Raw genomic sequence first — 23,915 nt, 5'->3', positions numbered from 1 at the left:
GAAAGATAACAGCACGCAAGGAAAATTTATACCAACTACACGATAACATCAGCGTATCGATTTTATTTCGAGCTGACTATACGCTAAGAGTCGTTGAACATGTAATAGACAAGCCAAAATACCCAAGTTATGAGCATGGTATAATTGCTCCCTTCGCTTCTTTTTACATTCCTTTACTTTGTTTTCTAACTACTTTATAAGTCATTATCATGAGCCAAATGCCAAACCAAGCGGCAGCAGTCAAGTTATCTACTGCTAGTCAATTCGATGTCATCATAATTGGCGCGGGAGCCTCGGGGCTCTACTGCGCCCTAACGGCTGGCAAGCGTGGTCGCCGTGTACTCGTGCTTGATCACGCCAATAAAGTCGGCAAAAAAATCCTAATGTCAGGCGGCGGGCGCTGTAACTTTACTAATTACTTTGTCGAGCCTGAGCATTTCATCGGTGCTAACGAGCACTTTGGTAAATCGGCTTTGAGTCGTTATCCCAGTTGGGAATTTATTGGGATGGTTGAGGCGCACAACATCGCCTATCACGAGCGCGAACATGGGCAGTTATTTTGTGATGACTCAGCCAAAGATATCGTGACGATGCTACTCGATGAATGCGCCGCTGTTGGTGTACAAGTACGCATTAACACCCAGATTGACAACGTTGTAGCCAACGCGAGTCATGAAAATAAAGGCTTTAAAATAGCCACGACTAAAAAGCTCAGTAAGAAAGAGATAGCGGACGGTATAAAACCTACGCAGGCTCTGTACAGCTGCGAGTCCTTAGTTGTCGCCACTGGTGGTCTCTCCATCCCAACTCTAGGGGCAAGCGGCCTAGGTTATGAGTTAGCACAGCAGTTCGGGCATACGTTGACGCCTATTGATGCTAGCCTCGTGCCTTTTACCTTTACCGATAAGACTGGCGAGCTGCTGCGGGCGCTATCGGGTATCAGTTTGCCTGTAGTGGCGAGTAATACGCGTACCTCTTTTAAGCTGCCATTGCTGTTTACTCATCGCGGCCTGTCCGGCCCTGCTATGCTACAGCTCTCGAACTACTGGCACACGGGAGAGACTATTGAGATCAACCTATTGCCTGATTTTGATATCACCGCGCTATTACTCACTCATAAAAGTCGTCATCCTAAGCAGCTTATTCGCACGGTGCTAAGCGACAATACCGATCATGCGCTACCCAAAAAATTACTGCTAGCATTGCAGTCAACTCTATGGGAAGACGTCAAAGATACCGAACTTGCCAATATAAAAGATGAGCGTTTAACTGAAATTGGACAAGCCATTAATGGCTGGCAGCTCAAACCTTCTGGCACCGAGGGCTATCGCACCGCTGAGGTCACGCGCGGCGGCATCAATACTGATGAGGTATCGTCAAAGACTATGGAAAGTAGGTTGCAAGAGGGACTGTACTTCATCGGCGAAGTGCTCGATGTGACCGGTTGGCTTGGCGGCTATAACTTTCAGTGGGCTTGGGCCAGCGGCTTTGTTTGCGGAGAAGTGGTTTAGCTTTTCTTCTTCTCATCATAGCTAATATGGCTTAGCCGTTTAGAGTAACTTTTCATACAAAAAACCGCGCTACTTTATAAGTAACGCGGTTTTAAACTTTTGACAACTCCTTTAAAGCAGCATGTTTCTACTAGGCCTGCTTTTGTTCTAAGTAAGGATAATCCGTATAGCCCTCAGCACCGCCACCATAAAAGGTCTGTGGATGCTGCTCATTCAATGGTGCATCTTGACGAATACGCTCAGGCAAATCAGGATTGGCAATGAAGTCACGACCAAAGGCAACGGCATCAATATAGCCTTCCTTCACATTTCTTTCAGCTTTTTCGGCATCATAACCGCCCGCGGCGATAATCATATTATCAAAAGCATCGCGAATACGCTGACGGAAACCATCGTTATAAGGCGTGCCACCAGCCCAATCAGGCTCCGAGAGATGCAAATACATTAGATCGCGCTTATTAATCTGTTCAATGAGCCAGATATTGTCTTCTTCTTCGTAGCCCGCTTCTACCCCATTAAACGTACCTTGCGGGGAGATGCGAATACCAACGTGATCGCTATCCCAAGCCTCAACACAAGCATCAACCACCTCGAGCGTTAGACGCGCACGGTTCTCTTTACTACCACCGTATTCATCATCGCGCTTATTGGTTTGTTCGACCCAAAACTGATGCAATAGATAGCCATGTGCGCCATGCACTTCTACCCCATCAAATCCGGCTTCGCGGGCAACGACTGTCGCATGAGCGAAGTCTTTGATGACTTGCTTAATTTCATCAAGAGTTGCCGGACGCGGCGGTGTGGTTTCCACGCGTATGGCTTGATTATCGCTATCACGTAGTGAGGTACGAGCGCCAACTTCGACATCGGAAGCTGAGATAGGCGCTTTGCCATCAGGCTGCACGCTATCATGGGCGACAAGGCCAGTATGCCAAAGCTGGGCGACGATTTTGCCGCCTTTGGCATGGACATTATCGACAATAGTTTTCCACGCTACGGCTTGATCCTCAGTATGAATACCTGGGGCACCGGCATAGCCTTTAGCTTGAAAGGATACTTGGGTAGCTTCAGTGATAACCAGTCCCGCGCTAGCGCCGCGCTGCGCATAGTATTCGCTAGCTAATGCAGTTGGTACATCGCCTGGTTCTACTGCCCGCAGACGCGTAAGTGGTGCCATAATGATGCGATTCTTGAGAGTTTGCACTCCCATTTCAATAGGTTCGAATAAATTATCGTGTGCCATAAAAAGCCTTATTTGTTGTTATCGATTATGATTTAAAATTTAGAAAACAGACCGATTAAAAAGTAAGCTAAATCGTTTTCTTTATAGGGGATCGCTTGGATTATTCAATCTATCGTTACAAACGAAAACAGCCCATCGAACTTATTTTTTCGCTTATACAAGTTATTATTCAATGAGGTTTATTAGCACAAAACTTATGAGCATAAGGCTAATCCTAATTAAAATAGCTCCGACTACTAGCCAGTGCTCCTGTATTTTTTCTGTCTTGGATTGACTATACTAAGATATTAGAGGTGTTATAGGACTCGGCCCTAGCGCTAATAATGACAATAACAATAATGAGCTTTGAATACTATACGCCTGTTCAGCTTAACGTGTATTTGTGAGTAGTGATTTATGCAAAACCCCTTAACTCCTGTGCTAATGATGGCTAGCCTACTACTGCTCTGTGCTTGTCAGCCGCCATCATCCGACCAAACAGACACGCCAGCGTCTGTACAAGTCGACGAGGGCTCACAGTCGCCAACACTACTAGAGGCAAAAACACCGAAGGAGCTTACCACCTCTATAGTCGAGCTCTCTGAAGGTAAATTAAGAGATCAGCTTATTTGCACTAAGCTCAGCGATACTATGAAAGCCGTCAATGATAGCAGTAGCATCAAAGACATTCATGGGGTTCAGCGGCAGTTAAAGGCTTGCTTGCCAACCGCGATTAATAGCGAGACACTGCAATGGTTAAGCGAATATCAAGCAATGTACGATCGGTTTTTGGGTACTGACCTCTATATGGATGATGCCAATTTTTATGATGTATTCGAAACCTTAGAGCGAGGCAAAAAAGCGAGCGTAGCGCAGTTAAAGCAGTTTAATCCGCGCATTCGTTATCTTATTAGTTTAGTTGAGAGTAAAGCCGACGTCAGCATACTCTACCTAGGCGAAGGCTTTTATATTTTTCATCATGACCTGCAGGCGATGGCAGATCTATTTGCCCCGTATTTACCTAGAGATCAAGCCGAGTTTATTGAGCGCATGGCCACCGATAACCAAGATATCTTTTGGAATGATGCGGCGGTTGCCATCTCTGTTGACCAGCTGATCGAACGCGCGACTTTTTGGGAGAATTATATACAGCAGTATCCAGATAGTTATTTTATTCAAGACGCCACTCGCTTATTTAGCCTATATCGTTACGTACTCTTTTTGGGGTCTGATAATACTCAATGGACCAATGACGATATCAGCGAGTTTGTGAGTCCAGAGTACGAGCAAGCACTACACAACCTCGCCAAACGCTCCAATAGTCTCTTGGCGCAAGACGCTCGTACGTTGCTGGATTTTATGGCCATGGCAAATAGCAAACGAGACCAAGCCTATCCGGTTCCTAAGGTTGATGAGGAGGGTTATGAGATATCTGACTGGGCCACGCCGCGCTATCAACTTAATAAAGCCTTATCTCTGCCTTCTCCATGGAAAAATAATAATAACCGCGACTGCTTAAGCGGCATCATTTGTGTCAATTATAATTATTAGGTGATGTTAACCACGCAATTTTGTTGGCGCTAATGCTAAAACGACTCTTCAGCACTATCTAAGGTGTGCTGCAAGTCCAGCACATAGCTTTGCTAAACTAGCAGCACTCATTATTTATGAGTATTTAACACGCCCTACAGAAGAAACGCATAAAAAACACCTGCTAATAAAAACAGGTGTCATGATCAATCACTGATTACAAATATCCTATAGGGTTAAGACCTAAAAGTGGTAGCCCAGCTTTGCGCCTAAAGCATAACCTGTGCCATCATCTATATCAGCTACGCGACCATCTACTACCGTATCGACAGGACCTCCTTCAAACCATAAATACTGAGCGCCAGCCGCGACACTCAGCTGTGATGTCAGCTGGTATTCAGCACCTAGACCTAAACTTTTTATAGAGTCATAAGGTCCCAATAAGCTCAAAGGCGCACCCGTACCATGATCATAACCGAGTCGAACTTCGCCTGACAGCTTTGGATTGAACTGCTTACCTAACGCCACTTCTACGGCATAACCGTCTTTTTTATAGGCAGCTAAGGGCTCTTGCGTTGACTCAGCGGCCAATGGCGGTGCCACATTGAACTCACTCCAATCGACCTAGCGCGCATTGATCATGCCTAGTAACTGATACTCCTCGCTAAGACCGGTCTGAAAATCCAAATTAACGGACTGCGGCATTTTGACTTCCGTTTTGCCTGATAAAGGCAACCCTTCAGCAGCTGGCATCGGTGTGACACCATCACCACCGGCGAAAGTCGGTAAAACGACTTGCAAATTCTCTACCCCTGATACTTTATATTTTGCGGGTGCTCGATAGGTCAACGCCGCTCGTAGCGCGATTTCTGGTTTTTCAAAGGCCATGCCAATGACTGGTACTAGCGTACTTTTGTCTTCAAAATCTAAAGTATAGTAAGTGGGCGATTCAGCCACAGGGTTTGCTAGTCCGTTTACCGTCTCTAAAGTAGCAGCTTCGCTTGGGCTGATAGTGCCGGCGTTTTGCTTATCGACCAAATTATAATAGTCTGCCACTGATACGCCCAAAACCTCGCCCACTTGCGAGATAGCTGTGGTTAACCCAACTGGCTGAGCGCCTGTCACCTTACCTTTAAGTTTTTGATACTCAAGTCCGCCATATAGCCAAACGTTATCGATGATCTTACCACCACCTAATAAGGTGATTCCTGTGGTTTCGACTCGCGCTTCGGTCGTGCCTAAGCGATTATTAAAAATACTACCCTCTTGGTACTCGGTATCAACACCGAAAGGTTTTTCATAAATGACCGCTAGAGCTGTATTGGGCGTGGGTGCTATTTTGATGGCGGCACCTGGTAAATCAAAATCATCCATCATGTCATCGATATCGTTGCCAGTAGCATTGGTTCCCTCGATTTTTGGATCGATATAAGCGTAAGACAGCTCGGCATAGTTGCCCGGCTCAAAAAACGGCGCGACCGATTGTTTGCTATATTCTATACCTGCGGCATGGGCGGAACTGATAGCTATGCTAAGAACGGTGAGCGTAGCCGTTACCAATAAATAGCGCGAGGTTGTGGTAGAAAAACTTGATTTTGAAGATAACTTACCGGTCATGACAATATCCTTTTGTCAGTTAAATGACTAACTCTCTAAAAATAATAATAACAAACTAAAGTATAGAGACTAAAATTCATTTCTTGATTAAATAGAGAATGTTAACTATTGTCAATATACCAGTGTCAATATCATCACCCTTATAAGTTTTATATTTAGAAGGTAGCACCATTTTTAGTAGTATTCACTTTCAAAAACTTAACCTTTTTATTTATTATCAGTCACCTTACTCAGTAGGAAAAAATGATTTCAACTTCCAACCTAAGAATACTTTTAGCTAGCGTTTTAGCCTTAAGCTTAAGCGGCTGTATTACGACAGAAAAGCTTGATTATCAGTTGATGAAGCAGGAGGATGCTAAATGGGTGGCCAATGAGACGTTGACTGATACTTTAATTGCTGTTGGCAAGCCCAGCGCACCTATCGAAGGCGTCGATAATGCGCTAGTGTTTGCCGGAGAAAAGCGCAGCTATTTGGTACAGAGCACCAATAGAGATAGTGAGTTGACGGATATTTTAGACTACGTCGATTTGGCTTATTTTTCTTTCAAACCGATGCCAGCATTTGATGCGCCCTATTTTAGAATACGAGTAGGAGAAGAGGGCTGCACTTCAGTACAAGGCTGTATCGCCACCATATTATGGTTTGAAAAGCCAACGCATCTGCTAGCTGCAGGTGAAACTGCTAAGCTTGAAGGGTTTGATTTCACTTGTCACGATGGCTTTGCCGGAGGCATGACCCGCTGCACAAAAAACTTGTGGCGGCTGCCCGTTACCGTGGCACCTGCTGTAGAGAATATAGACACTTTACAATATCGCCTGAGCCCACCGACGACCCTCAAGTTCTATCATTATCAACCAGATAAAGCTATTGCAGAAGAAAAAAGACTAAAAGCACTGATGCCATTCGCCAAAGCTTTTGACATCATTACCTTTCCGGTTCAGCTGATTATGACAGAGGGTACTCATTAACAATAGCGATTGGTTGACAAGATTTATTGCACAATGAATCTACAAATTCACCTTATCCAAAATGAAATCAATATCCTTGTCACCGCGCCCTGATAAATTGACTAGGATAGTCTCATCAGGCGACATATTCTTCGCCACTCTCATAGCATACGCAATCGCATGAGCGGTTTCTAGTGCAGGAATAATCCCCTCAAGTCGTGATAACGCCATAAACGCGTCTAAACATTCGGCATCCGTTGCCGTCTCATAAGTCGCTAAGCCCATATCGCGCAGAAGTGAGTGCTGCGGACCCACTCCAGGATAATCAAGACCGGAGGCAATCGAATGCACAGGTGCAGGCTCGCCATCTTTATCTAGTAGTACATAACACTTAAACCCATGAATCGCACCTTTTGTGCCAAGTGTCATGGTCGCAGCATGATTGGGCGTATCTAGGCCCTCGCCTGCTGGCTCTACCCCGACTTTTTCGACGCTCTCATCGCCTAAAAAGCCACTAAAGATGCCGATAGCATTCGAGCCGCCACCGACACAAGCGACGACTTTGTTAGGCAGTACACCTGTGGTTTCCAAAAACTGCGCCCTCGCCTCGCGTCCCACTACTGACTGAAAGTAGCTGACCATTTCCGGATAAGGCGCCGGCCCGAGCGCAGATCCAATGGCAAACATGCTGTTATCTAAATCACCAAGATAGGTCTCAAACGCGCTATCGACTGCTTCTTTTAGCGTCCCTGCACCGCGCGATACGGGGACGATTTTGGCGCCCAAAATTTTCATGCGGCTAACATTGGGATGCTCTTTTTCGATATCGATTACGCCCATGTGAATCTCACATTCAAGCCCCATCAGCGCTGCTGCCGTGGCTAATGCGACGCCATGCTGTCCCGCACCTGTTTCGGCGATGACTTTGGTTTTCCCCAACTTTTTGGCTAATAACACTTCCCCTATACAGTGGTTAATCTTATGTGCGCCGGTGTGATTGAGATCTTCACGCTTAAAATAAATCTGTGCGCCGCCGCAATGCTCGGTTAAACGCTTAGCATGAAATATCGGACTTGGCCTACCGATATAAGTCTGACGCAAACGAGTCATCTCAGCGATGAAGTCCTCGTCTTGAATAATAGTACGAAAACCTTTTTCGATCTCCTCCATAGCGATAGCCAACTCAGGATGTTCTATTTTGCCACCAAACTCGCCATATAAACCCTCAAGGCTCGGCAGAATAGACTCGTGCAAACCGTAAGTATCACTGCTGTTTTCACTAATCATTGTTGTCATTATCAAACCTTTTTTTGATTGAATTAAGCAGATATCAGTCTAGCTATTAACCTCTACTTAGAATGAGCTGCTACTCTTTTAATATTCACTATTTTTAATATTCACTATTTGATGCCTTTATATTTATAGCAAATTGACCTTTAAAAGAATACTACTGTAATAAAAACAATCAGTCATTAGCTTACTCTCTAGCACAGGTAAGTAGTGGTATTAATAAAGGCTAAATAGTTAAATTTTGCACTTTATACTGTTAGATCTAACATTATTTGGACGCTGTAAACTATAAATTTATAAGGTTAAAAAAGACACAATCTATGTACGCAAAATTGCTCGCTTTCTTCTAGCATTACTATAAATTATCATTTATAAGCCACTGGATAGAGTCAAATAGAGGAACGGGATGTTAGATATTATCGGTATTGGCCTTGGCCCATTTGATTTAGGTTTGGCAGCGCTGCTGACCAAACAACCAGAGATTAAAAGTCTATTTTTTGAGCAAAAAGGCAGTTTTAATTGGCACAAAAGTATGATTTTGCCGCATACCACGCTACAAGTGTCCTTTATGGCCGATCTCGTTACGCTTATTGATCCTACCAGTCCTTATAGCTTCTTAAATTATCTACACACTCAGCACCGCTTGCTTAAGTTTTACTTTTTAGAAGACTACGCCATTTATCGGCAAGAATATAATCTCTACTGCCAGTGGGTTGCCCAGCAGCTTGACAGCTTAGTATTCGATGCACGCGTGACCAATGTCGCTCGTGTTCAAAGCGATGACCCCAACCTCCAAGGTTTTGAAGTGACGGTTTGCGAGCATGGCGAAACAAACCTTTATACCGCAAAAAACATCGTTGTAGGTACAGGCTCAAAACCTACCCTACCCCCTTTTTTATATGCTCTAGCCCAGCAAAATCCGCAGCGCTGTATGCACACCGCTGACTATGCTAACAATTTTGACTTGGATCAGATTGCCCGTAGCGATCAGCTGCCTAAAGTTCTCGTATTAGGCTCAGGCCAGTCCTCAGCCGAAGTTTATCGCGCACTGTTTGAGCGCCAGTTAAACGAGCATGATGCGCCTAGATTTCAGCTTGACTGGATGACGCGCTCAGCAGGATTTTTTCCTATGGAGTATGCGCCTTTAGGGCTTGAGCATTTTAGCCCCGCTTATATTGATTATTTTCATAGTCTAAAGACGCCTACCAAAGTTAACGTAGTGGCTAAGCAAGATCTTTTGCATAAAGGTATAGGTTTTCCTACCATTGTTGATATTTATCACAAGCTCTATGAGCGTAGCATTGGTAATCAGCCCACTTACTCTTCGATTACCTCCAACTGCGAACTATTAGCGGCTGAGTTTGACCCTGATAATCCTAACATGATTCGTTTAGATTTAAGACAACATGAACAAGACGTAGCCTTTACGGCAAAATACGACTGCATCATTGCAGGAACGGGCTATAAAGATGGCCTGCCAGCGTGCTTGAATACCTTGCTAGCTGACATCGAATACGATGAGTTTGGTCAACCAAAAATCAATCGCAACTATACCTTGAGCTATAAAGACCCTAGTCATAATTCTAAAAACACAGGTAAAATCTTTGTGCAAAATCAAGAAACCCATACGCACGGCGTTGGCGCTGGCGATCTAGGTCTCGGCGCTTATCGATCAGGGTGTATTATCAATCAATTGGCTGGTAAGTCTGTTTATGACACGCAATCTTTGCAGGTTTTTCAAACTTTTGGGTCAGGGTAATAGATTTTAATGATAAAAATTAAATATATTATTTGCAAATAATTGTTTACTAAAATAGTATAATTAATTTTAATCATAGAATTTTAGGGATGAATTATGGTCACTCAAAAAATAGCTTTATTTATAGGCATTATGTCGGTAGCGACAGCAGGGTTTTGCGCTGTTGGACAGTTTTCGGGTGAAACCACTTGCTATGTTTATAAGCAAGATAAACTGCAAAAAAACCTCACTTGCCAGTATGACGGTGCGGAAGGAGCAGCGATAAGCTACGCCTTTAAGCAGGTTGACTACAACTTGCCAGGATTCGGTAAAATGGCGACCTCAAACAGTGCAGATTATGATGACAATAATAACCTCACAGGCTGGACAACCACCGTCAATGATGAGCCTGCTATTATCAGATATCGCCTACCCTCTAACCAGAAAATAGTCAGCCAAGCTTATGCAGAGTCTGGCAAAGAGGTCTTAGAGTGCTACTTAAGCAAAAAATCTCAGTGGGAGATTTGTTCTGAGTAATAATTCTCTCACGTGGAGCTGAAAGACCGCAATTTTAAAAATAGGCTCAGCTTAGGTTCAGCTTTTTGTTATCTAGCGCAAAAGTAAATAATAAGAGCTTTTACTAGAGAAATAACTTTTTACTCCAGACGGTCTAGGTAGCGTTAGTGACACAATAGAGAAAAAATAGTTTGCTAAACTAGCCTCGTCGAAACAAACGTTTAAGGTTATAGCTAGCATGCAAAGACGCAAATTTATCAAATCTATGGGTTTAGGGGTCGCCACGGTCAGCGCTACGGCAGCGATGAGCGGTTGCCAAACCCTCGCCGGACGGCAAAAACTACCTAGCACCATCACTGAGGCGGGACACTTTGATAATATCATCGTCGGTAGTGGTTATGGCGGCGCGGTATCAGCGCTGCGATTGAGCGAACAAGGTCATAAAGTATTGATTTTAGAGATGGGTATGCGCTGGGATAGAACGCCTGAGCATGATACTTTTTGCAAAATGATTACTGCCGATAAACGCTCAAGCTGGTTTAGCAATATGCCAAATGCCCCTATCCCGATTCCAATTCCTATCAGAAAATATCCTGGCGTGTTAGATTTAATCGAATACGACGAGATGAAAGTCTTCGCCGGACGTGCTTATGGCGGCGGCTCTATCGTTAATGGTGCGATTGCCATTGCCCCAAGACGCTCGCATTTTGAAGCCGTCTTTCCTTGGATTGATTCTGATGAGATGTACGACACTTACTTTCCGCGCGCAATGAAGGAATTAAAAGTCAGTCAAATTCCTGAATCTTTTTTTAATCAATCCGAGCATTACGAATTCACTCGCGCCGCTGAACGCCAAGCTGAAAGGGCGGGACTGAAAACCGAGTTCTTTGGTAATAGCTACGACTTTGACTATATGCAAAAAGAAGCGCGCGGCGAAGTCTATAAATCTGGCCTTGGCGGTGAAGTCATCTACGGTAATAACGCTGGCAAGTTCTCACTGGACTTAACCTACCTAAAAGATGCCGAAGCAACAGGCAATGTCACGGTCAAAACCTTACGCAAAGTCAATAGCATCCAAGCGCTCGATAATGACCAACTGCGCTTGGAAGTACATGTCATTAATACTACTGGCGGCGTTGATAGAGTTGAACATTATACCTGCGACAAGTTATTTCTTAACGCAGGTAGTACAGGCACCTCAGAGCTGCTACTCAAAAGCCAAGCGGAAGGCAAACTTAATAAGCTAAACGAACATATCGGCAAACACTGGGGCCCAAACGGCAATATCATGACGGGGCGCAATTTCGTCCACGCTGCGGGCACTACCCAATCTACCATTCCGGTCAAAGGCATCAATATGTGGGACGGCGATAGAGACGGCTCAAAGTATAAAATATTTGCCGAACTTGCGCCCCTGCCATTGGGACTTGAGACTTGGACGACGCTGTATCTTGCCATCACGGATAATCCAGAACGCGGTAATTATTACTACGATAAAGATTCACAAACCGTCAAACTGAACTGGAAACGTGAGCAAAACGAATATTCAGTAAACGCTGCTAAAGAGCTGATCGAAAAACTTGCCAAAGTAAATGGCGGCTCGACATCAAGCTTGCTATTCACTAAAGGCTTCGGTGATGACTTCTGCTATCACCCACTAGGCGGCTGTGTCTTGGGTTTGGCGACGGATGAGTTTGGGCGCGTAAAAGGGCATAAAAATATCTATGTGCAAGACGGCGCGTTAATCCCGGGTAGTGCTGGCGTTAATCCGTATGTATTTATCACCGGACTTGCTGAGCGGAATATGACGGCTATTTTGAAGGAAGATTTTGGCTAGGTTTTTAGACTTTGATGAAATAAAAACGCTCTTTAGGGCGTTTTTTTAGGTTCTGTAAAGACCCTCTTATCTACTACTCTTACCTACTAAAAGTTATATTTAATCTTAAACGGCGGATTACGCTTGAGCTAACCCACCCTAGGCGCTGTTTATTAAGACCGAACATTTTTCAAGCGCTTGTCTACAGTTGACTCTTCTCGCTGATTGTCTTTAAGTATTTATTATTGCGAAAGATAACCATGATAAGCTCGCAATAAACTCTGACAGAAATGGCACCAAATACCATAACCATCAACCCTGCAAAGAACCCTGCCGCGCCCATACCTGAGAACATCACACTAATGCCGCCAACAAAAACGGCAAAAAGGGACAACCAATATATAATAGTGATAACTCTGGGTGTAATAAAAGAATCAAATGATAATAGCGAATTCATGGTCTAATGTCCTAAATGGAATGTGGGTTGCTAAAGCTAATGATAAAATAAAGTTTAATATTGAGCGTTACTTTATAGCAATATTATACCTATAAAAATTAACAAAACAATCTATTTAAAGACATAAGTCCACTTAAACCCGAGTTAATTTTCATATTACTTTCTTATAATTAAAAAAGGACAAAAAATGAAACTGCGCATCTTAAAGTCTGCCGTGACTAACCCTTGGTTTAACCTTGCGACCGAGGATTGGATATTTAATACGCTCAATCCCGACTCGCACACATTATTTTTATGGCGCAATAGCGAGACCGTAGTCATTGGACGCTCGCAAAATCCGTGGGTAGAATGCAAAATCGATAAGATGGAAGCCGACGAGGTGTTTTTGGCGCGGCGTCAGAGTGGCGGTGGCGCGGTGTTTCATGATTTGGGCAATACCAACTTTACTTTTTTATCGCCCAAAGACGATTACGACCAAGAAGCGAACTTTACCATCATTATTAATGCGCTAAAAAAATTTGGCATAGACGCTGAGTTATCTGGGCGTAACGACATGCAAGTCGGTGATAAGAAAATATCAGGCAGCGCCTTTAAACATGCGGCGGATCGTAGCTTTCATCACGGCACGTTGCTGGTGAACGCCAATATGCAAAAGCTGGGCGATTATCTCAATCCGCATCCATTGAAGCTTAAAGCCAAAGGCATTAAATCGGTGCGTTCTCGTGTGGCTAACTTAAAAGAGTTTAACGAAGATATTAATCATGAGACTTTATCTGAGGCTATTATCGAAGCGTTTTGTGAGTATTATGGCGACACTACGCCCGTAGAAGAGTTGGATGAAGCCAGTCTCGCCAAGCAGCCTAACCTGAATAAATACTATCAACAAATGGCCGATTGGGATTGGCGCTTTGGTAAGACGCCACAATTTAGCCATCATATCGAGACTCGTTTTGATTGGGGTATTATTGATTTACATATGGATGTTCAGCAAGCCGTGATTACTGACGCTGTCATCTTCTCTGATGCTTTAAATGTGGAATTGATCGAGCTATTAAAAGAAACGCTGACGGACATTAAATATAATCGAAGTGAGGTAAAAGCTAAGCTTGATGAGCTAGCCAAAGTGCATACTGAGTTGGCCGCGCAAGTTGATGATGTTTCTGAGTGGTTGCTTAATGAGATGGAAGTTTAGGTTTTGCGGTTATAAGCAAACTATAAGCTTATGACCGCTGCTATTCTTACTTCAAACCATCCAAAACAGCCTTCACCTCAGTCACATACTGACCCAAATCTGGCTCTAGATAAAAGCCCGCTACTGGCGTTGGTAAGCCCTTTTGCTTCCCTAATCTAACGATAATAGCATTCTCTTCTGGTAGCACTAGCACGCGCTGGCCTAAATGTCCCAGCATCGCATAATAAGGTATCGGACTGTCCATATCGGTCCACACTGAATGACCATAGATTGGCGCATAACCGTCAGGAAAGGCATCTGTATTTGGCGTAACCATAAACTCAACATGCTCTTTGCTAAGCAGTTGCTCGCCTTGCCATTCGCCACCATTCAATAATAATTGTCCAAACTTAGCAAAATCAAGCGCACTGGCATTGAGACAGCAATAGACTTTTTCTATATTTGCAGCGCCATCAAGCGACCAGTAAGCATCGCCTTGCATACCTAAAGGCTGCCAAAATTTTTCTTGCAGGTAGCTAGAGATGGTATAGCCATGTGGCTCTAAAGCTCGCGCTAAAGCAATACCCAGCATCTGCGTATCGCCAGAGGAGTATTCAAACTGACCGCCGCAGGATTCGACAAAATCACGATTGACCATTTGCTTGACCAAATCATGACCGTAATAAGACTCAGCCGTAGGGTTAATGGGGAAGTAATAATCCTCTGTCCAATCATAACCTGAGGTCATCGCTGAGAAATCCGCAAGGGTACAATTCTGTGCGTACTCGCTGTCTGCGTATTCTGGCAGCCACTTAGTAATCGGTTCATCGACACTACTGATATATCCATCTTCTACGGCTTTGAGATACAGCATGGTGGTGACAGTTTTTGCCATCGAAAAGCTGTTGGTATGCGAATTAGTATCGTAATCTTGCCAATAGTTTTCGTACACCAGATTGCCGTCTTTGATAATGGCAAAAGCGACAGTCTCATCGGTGTCTAAAGCATTTTGTAAAGTAGGCGTGAGTGTGACTTGTCCGAAGCTCGGATGTTTCTCCCAAGGGATAGTGTCTTTGGCTCGAATGGTGCGATTATCAAAATCGACATAATCATCGATATTAGCAGTGGCCTCGCCTTTGAGATAAGTGAGCTGTAAGCCGCGGAAGATATAAGCATTGCCAGTCACTACTAGACCTAAACTGATAATAATAAGCAGCGCTAAAATAGGTAACACAATCCATTTAAACAGAGTCTTTAACACTACCATTATAAAATCCTTTTTTATGGTGTGGTTGATGAGTGCGATTGAGTATCGCGGGTAAGGTTTAATTTATCATGGATGGGATGTTTTGGGCTGTGGTTTTTATAAACTTAGAACCTGAAATATTAAACTTTCACTAAATGCAAATTTTAAAATAAAAAAACGGCGAGATAATCAATCTCGCCGCCTCGTCATTTAACCTAAACAATTAAAACCCTAAATCTGCACCGCAACCTCTGCCCCATCACGAATGGCACGTTTGGCATCCAGCTCAGCAGCCAGTTTCGCCCCACCAATCAAATGATATTGCGCGTCTGGCGCATCGCCAACGTTAGGCATTAGCTCTACGACTGACTCTTGACCGGCGCAGACCACTACGCTATCGACACGTAATAATTGGCTTTGGCCTTGCGGATTAGTCACCCAAATGCCTTCGTTAGTAATTTTTTCGTACTGCACGCCCGCCACTTGAATGACGCCATGTGACTTGATATGTGCACGATGTACCCAACCTGAAGTTTTATTAAGTCCTGCGCCCAAGCGGCCTTTGCTGCGCTGCATCAGATAAACTTGGCGAATCGGTGTAATTCCTTCAGGTTTGATGAGACCGCCTTCGCTTTGATAGTTGGTATCGTCAGTGACGCCCCATTCTTCGCGCCACTCCTCAATAGACTGCGGCTCAGGGCGATAGCTTGGATCTTTTAAGGTTTCAGGTCCTAGCTCATGCAGCGGCTGACCATGACGCGCGGTTAAGTATTCGCTGACATCGAAGCCAATACCGCCAGCGCCGATGACCGCCACCGTATCGCCAACTGATTTCTCACCAGAGAGTAATTCAGCATAGCTAATCACTTGTGGCAAGTCTGCGCCTTCTAGTTTGCCTTCCAGGCTTCTCGGTACGACGCCTGTAGCGACAATCACATGCTGGAATTTACCGTCTTCAAGCATGGCTTTATCGACTTTGGTATTGAGCTTAATCTCAACGCCTAAGTGCTCAAGCTCATTAATATAGTAGCGAATGGTTTCAAAGAACTCTTCTTTACCCGGGATGACTTTGGCATAGTTGAACTGACCGCCCAAAATATCGCGCGCTTCAAATAGCGTAACCTCATGACCGCGTAGCGCTGCCACATGAGCGGCTGACATCCCAGCGACACCGCCACCAACGACAGCGACTTTTTGCGGTTTTTTGGTTTTTTTGTAGACCAGCTCGGTCTCATGACAAGCTTGCGGATTGACCAAGCAAGTTGAGCGTTTATTCTCAAAAGTATGATCAAGGCAGGCTTGGTTACAGGCGATGCACGTATTGATGCGATCGGCTTGGCCCTTTTCGGCTTTATTGACCCAGTGCGCATCGGCGAGGAACGGACGCGCCATTTGAATCAGATCCGCTTGACCATTAGCGACGATACCCTCTGCCGTATCCGGCATATTGATACGGTTGGCCGCCATCATCGGGATACTGATGTGTTTTTTGATCTCAGCGGTGAAATCGACAAAAGCCGCGCGCGGCACGCTAGTGACAATCGTCGGGACGCGCGCTTCATGCCAGCCAATACCGGTGTTCATAATGGTTACGCCAGCAGCTTCTAACGCTTTGGCGACAGTGATGACTTCGTCCATGACGTTGCCATCTTTGACCAGATCGATGACGGATAAGCGAAAGACGATGATAAAGTCTTCGCCAACAGCTTTGCGCACTGCTTTGACCACATCGACGGCAAACTTCATACGGCCATTGATATCGCCACCATATTGATCGCTGCGCTGATTGACATGACGCGATAAAAACTGATTAAGTAAGTAGCCCTCTGAGCCCATGATCTCAACGCCATCATAGCCCGCTTGCTTGGCCAGTTTCGCTGAGCGTGCATAGTCTTCGACCGTTTGCTCAATATTTTTTACGCTCATTTTACGTGGTTTAAAAGGGGTAATCGGTGATTTGATTGGACTAGATGAGACGATAAACGGATGATAACCATAGCGACCGCTGTGCAGGATTTGCATAATGATCTTGCTGTCATGCTTGTGCACCGCGCGGGTAACGCGTTGATGATTGATAACGTCCATCTTGGTATTCATGGTGCCGCCAGCAGGAAGCAGCCAACCTTCACGATTAGGCGAGATACCGCCGGTGATCATCATTGCCACCCCGCCTTTGGCGCGCTCTTCAAAGTAGGCGGCAAGCTTGCCATAATTGTAGAAGCGATCTTCTAAGCCGGTGTGCATAGAGCCCATTACTAAGCGGTTTTTCAGTGAGGTAAAACCTAAGTCTAGCGGCTCAAAGAGATGCGGATAGTGTTCATTACTATTGGCGGTATTAATGGTGTTGCTACTGCTGGCTTTGCGATTCTCAGTGCTGCTGGCGCTCATGTGACGATCCTTGTAGATACAGGTTGATGAGGAGTTAATAGGGTAAAATAGCTAAACTTTATATGGCTGCTATCGTAACACACCCGCTTTGTAGTCAGCTATGGCGGCAGGCGACTGATGAGTGAGCACAAGCTAGTTAACAATCATCTAGAGTGTCTTGAGACAAGCACTCCTTACAAATCTAGCCGACTTTTGCACTGTCTTTGGCTATAATAAATGAGTCTTTAATTGACAAAAACTTAATTGGCAAAAACAAGCCATCACTAAAATTTTATGAAAATCATAGCTAAACCCGCAATAAGATAAAGGACTATCACTATGACTGACTTCCATACTGGCCTCAGTAAAACTTCTGCTAACTATCAGCCGCTTACTCCTATCGATTTTATCATTCGTAGCGCGCAAGTTTATCCTGACAAAACTGCCATTATTTATGATGATTTTGAGCATAATAATCTGGTGCAGACTTGGGGTGAAACCTTTGATCGCTGCCGTCAGTTATCAGATGGTCTGCGCAAACTCGGTATCGATAAGAATGATACGGTCGCGGTCATGATGCCCAACACCCCAGCCATGGTTGAAGCTGCCTTTGGCATACCGATGTCAGGTGGCGTGCTGTGTACGCTAAATACCAGACTCGATATCAACGCCTTGACCTTTTGTGTGCAGCATTCGGAAGCCAAAGTGCTGATTATGGATAGCGAATTTGCCGATTTAGCTGAGATTATTGATGAGACTTTTCCTAATCTAATTGTCATTCACGCCACAGATAAGGCTGTCGATGTGGAGCGCTTTGGGCACATGAGTTATGAAGAGCTTATTGCTAGCTCAGATAGTTTGGATAACTGGGAGAGGCCTGAGGATGAATGGGAAGCTATATCGCTGAATTATACTTCTGGCACGACTGGCAAGCCAAAGGGCGTGGTCTATCATCATCGCGGCGCGACGCTCAATGCGCTGTCTAACATCTTGGACTGGGATATGCCTAAGCATCCCATGTATCTATGGACGCTACCGCTATTTCATTGTAATGGCTGGTGTTTCCCTTGGACTATCGCCGAGCGCGCGGGCGTCAATGTTTGCCTGCGCCAGATTGATGCCGATCTAATTTTGCAATTGATCGCTAAGCATCAAGTGACTCATTACTGCGCTGCGCCTGTGGTGCACAATATGATAGCGGGCGGCAAAACTGAGCACAAAGACGCGATTAACCATAAAGTCAAAGGCTGGGTCGCAGGCGCGCCGCCGTCTGAAACGATGCTAGCAGCGATGGAAGCGATGGATTTTGATATCACCCATGTTTATGGCTTGACCGAAGTCTATGGTCCTGTCACCGTTTGCGCTGAGCAGCCTGAATGGCAAGATATGGACGTCACTGAACGCGCACAAAAGAAATCGCGTCAAGGCGTCGTCTCGCACTTAATGACAGGGTTCGACGTCTTTAAACAAGGGACCACCGATCCTGTCGAAGCCAATGGCGAAGAGATGGGCGAGCTGGCTCTGCGCGGCAACATGGTGATGAAAGGCTATCTAAAAAGTCGCAAAGCCACTGATGCAGCGCTTAAAGACGGTTGGTTTCGCACCGGCGACTTGGGCGTTAAATATCCTGATGGATATATCAAAATCATGGATAGGCTCAAAGACATTATTATCTCAGGCGGAGAGAATATCTCTAGCATCGAGATCGAAAACGTCTTATACAAGCTACCTGCAGTGCAAAGCTGTGCTATCGTTGCCGCCCCTCACGACAAGTGGGGCGAAGTACCCGTTGCCTTTATCGAGATTCACGAGGGCAGCACCTTACAGCGCGATACCGTCATGGCACACTGCAAGCAGCATTTGGCAGGCTTTAAAGTGCCCAAATATATTATCTTTGCTGAAATTCCGAAGACCAGTACCGGTAAAGTACAAAAGTTTGAGCTACGTCAAGCGGCTAAATCTTTAGCCCATGAGACGTCAAAAGTGACGGCTAGCTCCGAATAGCACTCTACAAAATACTTATTAATGCTAAACAATAAAGCTCAGTCTAATTGTCTTAGACTGAGCTTTTTACTGTTAACGGACGAATAGTTTGCAAAGCGTAAATATCAACTCAATTTTGGCTCAAGCCACTGAAATGCCAGCATCCCGACTAGCATCGCAGGGATAAACACATAAGCCTGCCATTGCCCCGTACCAAGTAGCACGACACCTGGACCAGGACAAATACCGACCAAACCCCAACCGATACCAAATAGCATCGCGCCTATGATCAGTCTGTTGGTAATCTTGGTTTTAGTGGGCATCTCAATCTCATCTCCTACCCAGCTATTGCGCTGCCGCCTAGCCAACTGTACGCCAACGATAGCGACAGCAAGGCCGCCGCCCATCACTAAGGCCAGTGAGATATCCCAAGCGCCAAAGACGTCTAAGAATCCTTGCACCTTAACTGGGTCAGTCATGCCTGATATCAGCAGTCCCAAACCAAATAATAATCCTGTTAGTAAGGCAATGATATTTTTTAGCATAGTTCGTTCTCGCTATTTATATTCTTTTTTATTAAAGATTTTTAGGTATAAAAGCTATTTAAATCAAACCTAATACTTGCCGACCGATGAACACAGTGATAATACCAAACGCCATAAAAGTCGCTGTGGCTACCATCGAACGTGGTGACAAGCGTGCATTGCCGCAGATGCCGTGACCACTCGTGCAACCTGAGCCTAGGCGCGTGCCAAAACCGACTAGTAATCCTGCCGCAATGAGTAGCGGTAAAGAGGTGCTGATTTCTATATCCGGCAAGGGTCTGAACGCGCTATAGAGTAAAGGTGAGAGGATTAAACCTGCAACAAACAGCACTTGCCATATCTCAACGCGCTTTGGCTTTAGTAAGCTGGAGGTAATTCCACTAATACCGGCTATACGACCAATACCCAAGAGCAAGATGACCGTCGCCACACCTAGCATGAGACCGCCTACCAAGGAAATAGGCGTAAAAGCTTGCCAATCTATTTGTATACCCATAATGAGAAATCCAAAAACCAGTTTATATTACATAAATACATTATATATTAAAATATAATAAATAGCCAAAAAAATACTGAGCGACTGCGTTAACAGGCTCAGTATTTTTTAAATTCTTGAGTTATTGACGGTTATATTCTTCAATATGAAGCATGTAAGCGCCAAAGTAGCTATTAAGCAGATTGCTCTGCCAATACTTGCTCAAGAGCGCTCTCAAAACGCTGAACCGCCCCATCGATATCGGTCAATTTATCTAAGCCGAAGAGACCTAAACGGAAGGTTTTGAAGCTCTCAGGCTCGCCCACTTTTAGGGGTACGCCAGCGGCAATCTGTACGCCAGCTTCGGCAAAGGCACTACCTTTATGCATATCATCGCGGTCGGTGTAGCATACCACGACGCCTGGGGCTTTGAAGCCTTCAGCCGCGACGCTCTCAATGCCTTTGGCTTGTAGTACTTCGCGAATACGGTTACCCAGCTCCCACTGTGCATCAAAGAGCTCATCTAAGCCAACTGCTTTGGCCTCATTAATCGCATCACGGAACTGACGTAGACTATCGGTTGGCATAGTGGCATGATAAGCGTGACCGCCATTCTCATACGCGCGCATAATCTCTAACCACTTCTTTAAATCCAGACTAAAGCTATTAGATTCTGTGATTTCTACGCGCTTGGTAGCTGCGGCACTCATCATTACCAGACCGGCACAAGGCGTGCTGCTCCAACCTTTTTGCGGGGCGCTAATCAGCACGTCAATGCCAAGCTCTTTCATATCAAGCCAGACACAACCTGAGGCAATACAGTCAATAACCAGTAAGCCGCCAACGCTATGAGTGGCGTCGCTCAAAGCTTTGATATAATCATTAGGTAAAATCATACCCGCTGAGGTTTCAACGTGCGGAGCAAATACGACCGCAGGTTTATGCTCTTTTATTTTAGCGACCGCTTCATCGATATCCACTGGTGCAAAAGGTTTTGGCGTATCGCTATCTTCGCGATGAGCGTTTAGAACAGTAGAGGATTTAGCAAGATTGCCTTTTTCTAAAATTTGCGTCCAGCGATAGCTAAACATACCGTTACGAATGATTAAGCAGTCTTGATCTTTGGCTAGCTGATTGGCAACCGCTTCCATACCATAAGTACCAGAACCTGGAACTATGGCGACAGCATCAGCGTTATAGACGGATTTTAGGTCGCTAGATAAATCATTCATCACTTGCTGAAAGACTTGTGACATGTGATTAAGGGCGCGATCAGTATAAACGACTGAATACTCTAATAGACCGTTTGGATCGATATCTTGGCGTAATGCAGGCATGAGACACTCCTTGTTTTTAGATTATTTAGATTGTGTTGTTAAGACAAATTGCGTTATTGAGACAATAGTAAGGGCTGAGACGGTTAAGTTTCAACTCAAAAAAATGTAAAATAGAATAGACGATATAGCGCTTTATCCTAGCGCTATTGCCGTTGGTAGATATTACCAGAGGTACTACAGGCCAGAGATACTACAGGTGAGCTATCTGGGTTTATGCAAGGCTAACTGTGTGTACAGAGCGCGTGCATAATATAGGCGATGTCACTTGATATTATCACTGTTGTGCCACACTGGCAATAGTCTGCTAGGGGTTCTATTGAAGGCTTAGATTAGCGTTTGTCCACCTACTGCGCCCTTGTATCTTGACCTTATTTAACCTTTATTGCGATAGGCATCATGTAACCCTGACACCACAAAGTCTAACAGCGCACTATCGCCTTCACTAGCCGCTTTGCGCATTAATTTTGAGGGTGCATGCGTGAGTGTCTGCGTGAGGCGTCGAGACAGCTCAGTGATGACCTCTTCGGCATTGACCTCACCATTTTCTAGTCTAGCGATGGACTCAGATAGGATTTTGTCCACTTGCGTGTGCGTGCGATTACGATACTGCTCGATATCACGGCCTACCTTGCGCACCGCAAAGCGCTGCTCCATCTCAACCACTAACTGACTGACGAGTAGCTCCGCGTCAACCGCCGCTTGTCTACGCTGCTCAAGGTTACCGGCGATGACGTGTTGCAGATCATCGACAGAGTACAAATAGATATCGTCCATCTGACTGATAGTGGAATCTATATCACGTGGTACGGCTAAGTCGACCATCAGCATCGGCTGATAACGGCGGCGCTTAAGCGCCTGCACGGTCATGGTTTTATCAATTAGCAGGTTCATGCTACCGCTACAGCTACTGACAACATCCGCCTCGCTCAGTAGCTGCGGTAAAGCGTCTAAGGGCTGCACCTCGACGCTACGGCCCGGCTGCCGCAGCTCGGCAGCTAAGGCTTCGGCGCGCTCTGGGCTACGGTTACAGATAATGATACGCCCGACACCAAGCCCTGCGATATGCGTCGCGACTAGGCGGTTCATCTCGCCGGCCGCCACGACTAACAGCGTACGCTTCGCAAAATCATCAAATATCTGGGTGACTAGTTTCGCCGCGGCAAAGCCAAGCGACACCGCTTGGGCGCCGACATGGGTCTCGTTGCGTACGCGTTTTGCCGCTGCAAATACTTGATCGACGATCCAGCCCAGTTGATTATTGAGTACCTTTTCATCTTGCGCTAGATGCACCGCTTGTTTTATTTGGCCTAATATTTGCGGCTCACCCAATATCATCGAGTCAAGTCCGGCGGCTACTCTAAGCCAATGGGTTAAAGCATGAACATCGCGGTGCACATAAAGGTAGGGATCTACCTCGCTAAGCGGTAATTGCTTAAACTCCGCAAGCCAGTTTTTTATTTTTAGAATATGAGCGCTGACGGCAGCTGGCGAAACGCTAGAGCTGTTATTAGAATTAGCCGCTTTATTAGCAGCAGTTATACTAGCGGAAGCGCGCGTTGGCGTGACATCATTAACTTGTCCTGATGTTATTTCAGGAGCTGTTTTTTCAGGGACTAAGGCATAGATTTCTGTGCGATTGCAGGTTGAGACAATAATGCTGCCATCAGTGAACTGCTCTAATTGCTCAAGCGCAATATTTACATCAGCGCCCACAAGTGCCAAGCGCTCACGCAAAGCGACTGGTGCAGTTTTGTGATTGACCCCAATGACCACTAATCTCATTATTGATTGACCATAAGCATAACGTTTACTGACTGAGCTCAAACCAGTGAGTGGCGTCGTGATAAAAAGCAAAAGCCGGCCCATCACGCTTTGATATAAGCGCAGATGATGAAGGCCGCGTTGTTGATTTAAGCAAACTACCGAGTGACCTATAGCCGCTCATAGCAATGGTGATAATATAAAGCTAGCTATTGTACCATTGTTATCTGCTTTATTTAATAGCGACCCATCATTACTCAAAGAATGCGTGGGCAGCTTATACTCTATCTGGGCTTATCAGAAAAAATCAACTCAACCGCAAGTTTTAACCCATAGCCTTAACTGATCGCTCCTTTCACTTAACCTGCGCTCCAATCAGCTCCTA

General features: G+C 45.2%; 19 protein-coding genes. 8 read left to right on the top strand and 11 right to left on the bottom strand.

Annotated elements, in window-relative coordinates:
• Positions 1-209 precede the first annotated feature (209 nt).
• Positions 210-1,511: a BaiN/RdsA family NAD(P)/FAD-dependent oxidoreductase gene (locus ACTXGJ_RS01970; protein WP_443564926.1), complete on the top strand. Its 1,302-nt coding sequence runs from the start codon at positions 210-212 to the stop codon at positions 1,509-1,511.
• Positions 1,512-1,641: 130 nt separating this feature from the next.
• Here the strand turns inward: ACTXGJ_RS01970 and nemA are convergent, their stop codons facing one another.
• Positions 1,642-2,754, bottom strand: coding sequence for an alkene reductase (nemA, locus tag ACTXGJ_RS01965; RefSeq protein WP_439240338.1), 1,113 nt, complete (start codon positions 2,752-2,754; stop codon positions 1,642-1,644).
• A gap of 396 nt (positions 2,755-3,150) precedes the next feature.
• Here nemA and ACTXGJ_RS01960 point away from each other — a divergent pair, with 396 nt between their 5' ends.
• Positions 3,151-4,284, top strand: coding sequence for a hypothetical protein (locus tag ACTXGJ_RS01960; protein ID WP_439240340.1), 1,134 nt, complete (start codon positions 3,151-3,153; stop codon positions 4,282-4,284).
• 222 nt (positions 4,285-4,506) lie between these two features.
• Here the strand turns inward: ACTXGJ_RS01960 and ACTXGJ_RS01955 are convergent, their stop codons facing one another.
• Together ACTXGJ_RS01955 and ACTXGJ_RS01950 are read right to left on the bottom strand one after the other, a co-directional pair.
• Positions 4,507-4,866, bottom strand: coding sequence for a hypothetical protein (locus tag ACTXGJ_RS01955; protein ID WP_443564925.1), 360 nt, complete (start codon positions 4,864-4,866; stop codon positions 4,507-4,509).
• Between the two features lie 21 nt (positions 4,867-4,887).
• On the bottom strand, positions 4,888-5,880 hold the full coding sequence (locus tag ACTXGJ_RS01950; protein WP_443564924.1) for a hypothetical protein: 993 nt from the start codon (positions 5,878-5,880) through the stop codon (positions 4,888-4,890).
• A 243-nt stretch (positions 5,881-6,123) separates the two neighbouring features.
• On the opposite strand from ACTXGJ_RS01950, the gene ACTXGJ_RS01945 reads away from it, so the two are divergent.
• Entirely contained in the window at positions 6,124-6,849 is a 726-nt protein-coding gene (locus tag ACTXGJ_RS01945) for a YidX family protein (protein ID WP_443564923.1), read from the top strand.
• Positions 6,850-6,888: 39 nt separating this feature from the next.
• Here ACTXGJ_RS01945 and trpB read toward each other — a convergent pair whose 3' ends face one another.
• Positions 6,889-8,115, bottom strand: coding sequence for a tryptophan synthase subunit beta (gene trpB, locus ACTXGJ_RS01940; RefSeq protein WP_443565078.1), 1,227 nt, complete (start codon positions 8,113-8,115; stop codon positions 6,889-6,891).
• Between the two features lie 409 nt (positions 8,116-8,524).
• Here trpB and ACTXGJ_RS01935 point away from each other — a divergent pair, with 409 nt between their 5' ends.
• From ACTXGJ_RS01935 to ACTXGJ_RS01925, 3 genes are all read left to right on the top strand, one after another.
• Positions 8,525-9,877 (top strand): lysine N(6)-hydroxylase/L-ornithine N(5)-oxygenase family protein, encoded by a 1,353-nt coding sequence (locus ACTXGJ_RS01935; protein WP_443564922.1) that lies wholly within the window; start codon positions 8,525-8,527, stop codon positions 9,875-9,877.
• 96 nt (positions 9,878-9,973) lie between these two features.
• Positions 9,974-10,393: a hypothetical protein gene (locus ACTXGJ_RS01930; RefSeq protein ID WP_443564921.1), complete on the top strand. Its 420-nt coding sequence runs from the start codon at positions 9,974-9,976 to the stop codon at positions 10,391-10,393.
• 217 nt (positions 10,394-10,610) lie between these two features.
• Positions 10,611-12,209 carry a GMC oxidoreductase gene (locus ACTXGJ_RS01925; protein WP_443564920.1) on the top strand — a complete coding sequence of 533 codons (1,599 nt, stop codon included), beginning with the start codon at positions 10,611-10,613 and terminating at the stop codon, positions 12,207-12,209.
• A 181-nt stretch (positions 12,210-12,390) separates the two neighbouring features.
• Here the strand turns inward: ACTXGJ_RS01925 and ACTXGJ_RS01920 are convergent, their stop codons facing one another.
• Complete coding sequence (locus ACTXGJ_RS01920) at positions 12,391-12,645, bottom strand: DUF4282 domain-containing protein (protein ID WP_100748766.1); 255 nt, start codon at positions 12,643-12,645, stop codon at positions 12,391-12,393.
• Positions 12,646-12,832: 187 nt separating this feature from the next.
• Here ACTXGJ_RS01920 and ACTXGJ_RS01915 point away from each other — a divergent pair, with 187 nt between their 5' ends.
• Positions 12,833-13,837 (top strand): lipoate--protein ligase, encoded by a 1,005-nt coding sequence (locus ACTXGJ_RS01915; protein ID WP_443564919.1) that lies wholly within the window; start codon positions 12,833-12,835, stop codon positions 13,835-13,837.
• A 46-nt stretch (positions 13,838-13,883) separates the two neighbouring features.
• Here ACTXGJ_RS01915 and ACTXGJ_RS01910 read toward each other — a convergent pair whose 3' ends face one another.
• Positions 13,884-15,083 carry a serine hydrolase domain-containing protein gene (locus tag ACTXGJ_RS01910; RefSeq protein WP_443564918.1) on the bottom strand — a complete coding sequence of 400 codons (1,200 nt, stop codon included), beginning with the start codon at positions 15,081-15,083 and terminating at the stop codon, positions 13,884-13,886.
• Between the two features lie 210 nt (positions 15,084-15,293).
• Complete coding sequence (locus ACTXGJ_RS01905; RefSeq protein ID WP_443564917.1) at positions 15,294-17,450, bottom strand: 2,4-dienoyl-CoA reductase FMN-binding domain-containing protein; 2,157 nt, start codon at positions 17,448-17,450, stop codon at positions 15,294-15,296.
• Positions 17,451-17,768: 318 nt separating this feature from the next.
• Between ACTXGJ_RS01905 and ACTXGJ_RS01900 the strand changes: the two genes are divergently transcribed.
• Complete coding sequence (locus ACTXGJ_RS01900; protein ID WP_443564916.1) at positions 17,769-19,433, top strand: AMP-binding protein; 1,665 nt, start codon at positions 17,769-17,771, stop codon at positions 19,431-19,433.
• Positions 19,434-19,537: 104 nt separating this feature from the next.
• Here the strand turns inward: ACTXGJ_RS01900 and ACTXGJ_RS01895 are convergent, their stop codons facing one another.
• The 4 genes from ACTXGJ_RS01895 to hemA form a co-directional block, all read right to left on the bottom strand.
• The gene (locus ACTXGJ_RS01895; protein WP_439240361.1) at positions 19,538-19,957 is read right to left on the bottom strand and encodes a DUF6691 family protein; all 420 of its coding nucleotides are present in this window, start codon (positions 19,955-19,957) and stop codon (positions 19,538-19,540) included.
• 58 nt (positions 19,958-20,015) lie between these two features.
• The gene (locus ACTXGJ_RS01890; RefSeq protein ID WP_439240363.1) at positions 20,016-20,453 is read right to left on the bottom strand and encodes a YeeE/YedE family protein; all 438 of its coding nucleotides are present in this window, start codon (positions 20,451-20,453) and stop codon (positions 20,016-20,018) included.
• Between the two features lie 173 nt (positions 20,454-20,626).
• Positions 20,627-21,769 carry an aminotransferase class V-fold PLP-dependent enzyme gene (locus ACTXGJ_RS01885; RefSeq protein WP_443564915.1) on the bottom strand — a complete coding sequence of 381 codons (1,143 nt, stop codon included), beginning with the start codon at positions 21,767-21,769 and terminating at the stop codon, positions 20,627-20,629.
• Positions 21,770-22,141: 372 nt separating this feature from the next.
• Positions 22,142-23,551 carry a glutamyl-tRNA reductase gene (gene hemA, locus ACTXGJ_RS01880; protein ID WP_439240367.1) on the bottom strand — a complete coding sequence of 470 codons (1,410 nt, stop codon included), beginning with the start codon at positions 23,549-23,551 and terminating at the stop codon, positions 22,142-22,144.
• Between the last annotated feature and the right edge of the window lie 364 nt (positions 23,552-23,915).

Source organism: Psychrobacter sp. 1Y11, assembly GCF_052259045.1.
GTDB lineage: Bacteria > Pseudomonadota > Gammaproteobacteria > Pseudomonadales > Moraxellaceae > Psychrobacter.
This window is presented reverse-complemented; position numbering and strand designations above follow the sequence as displayed.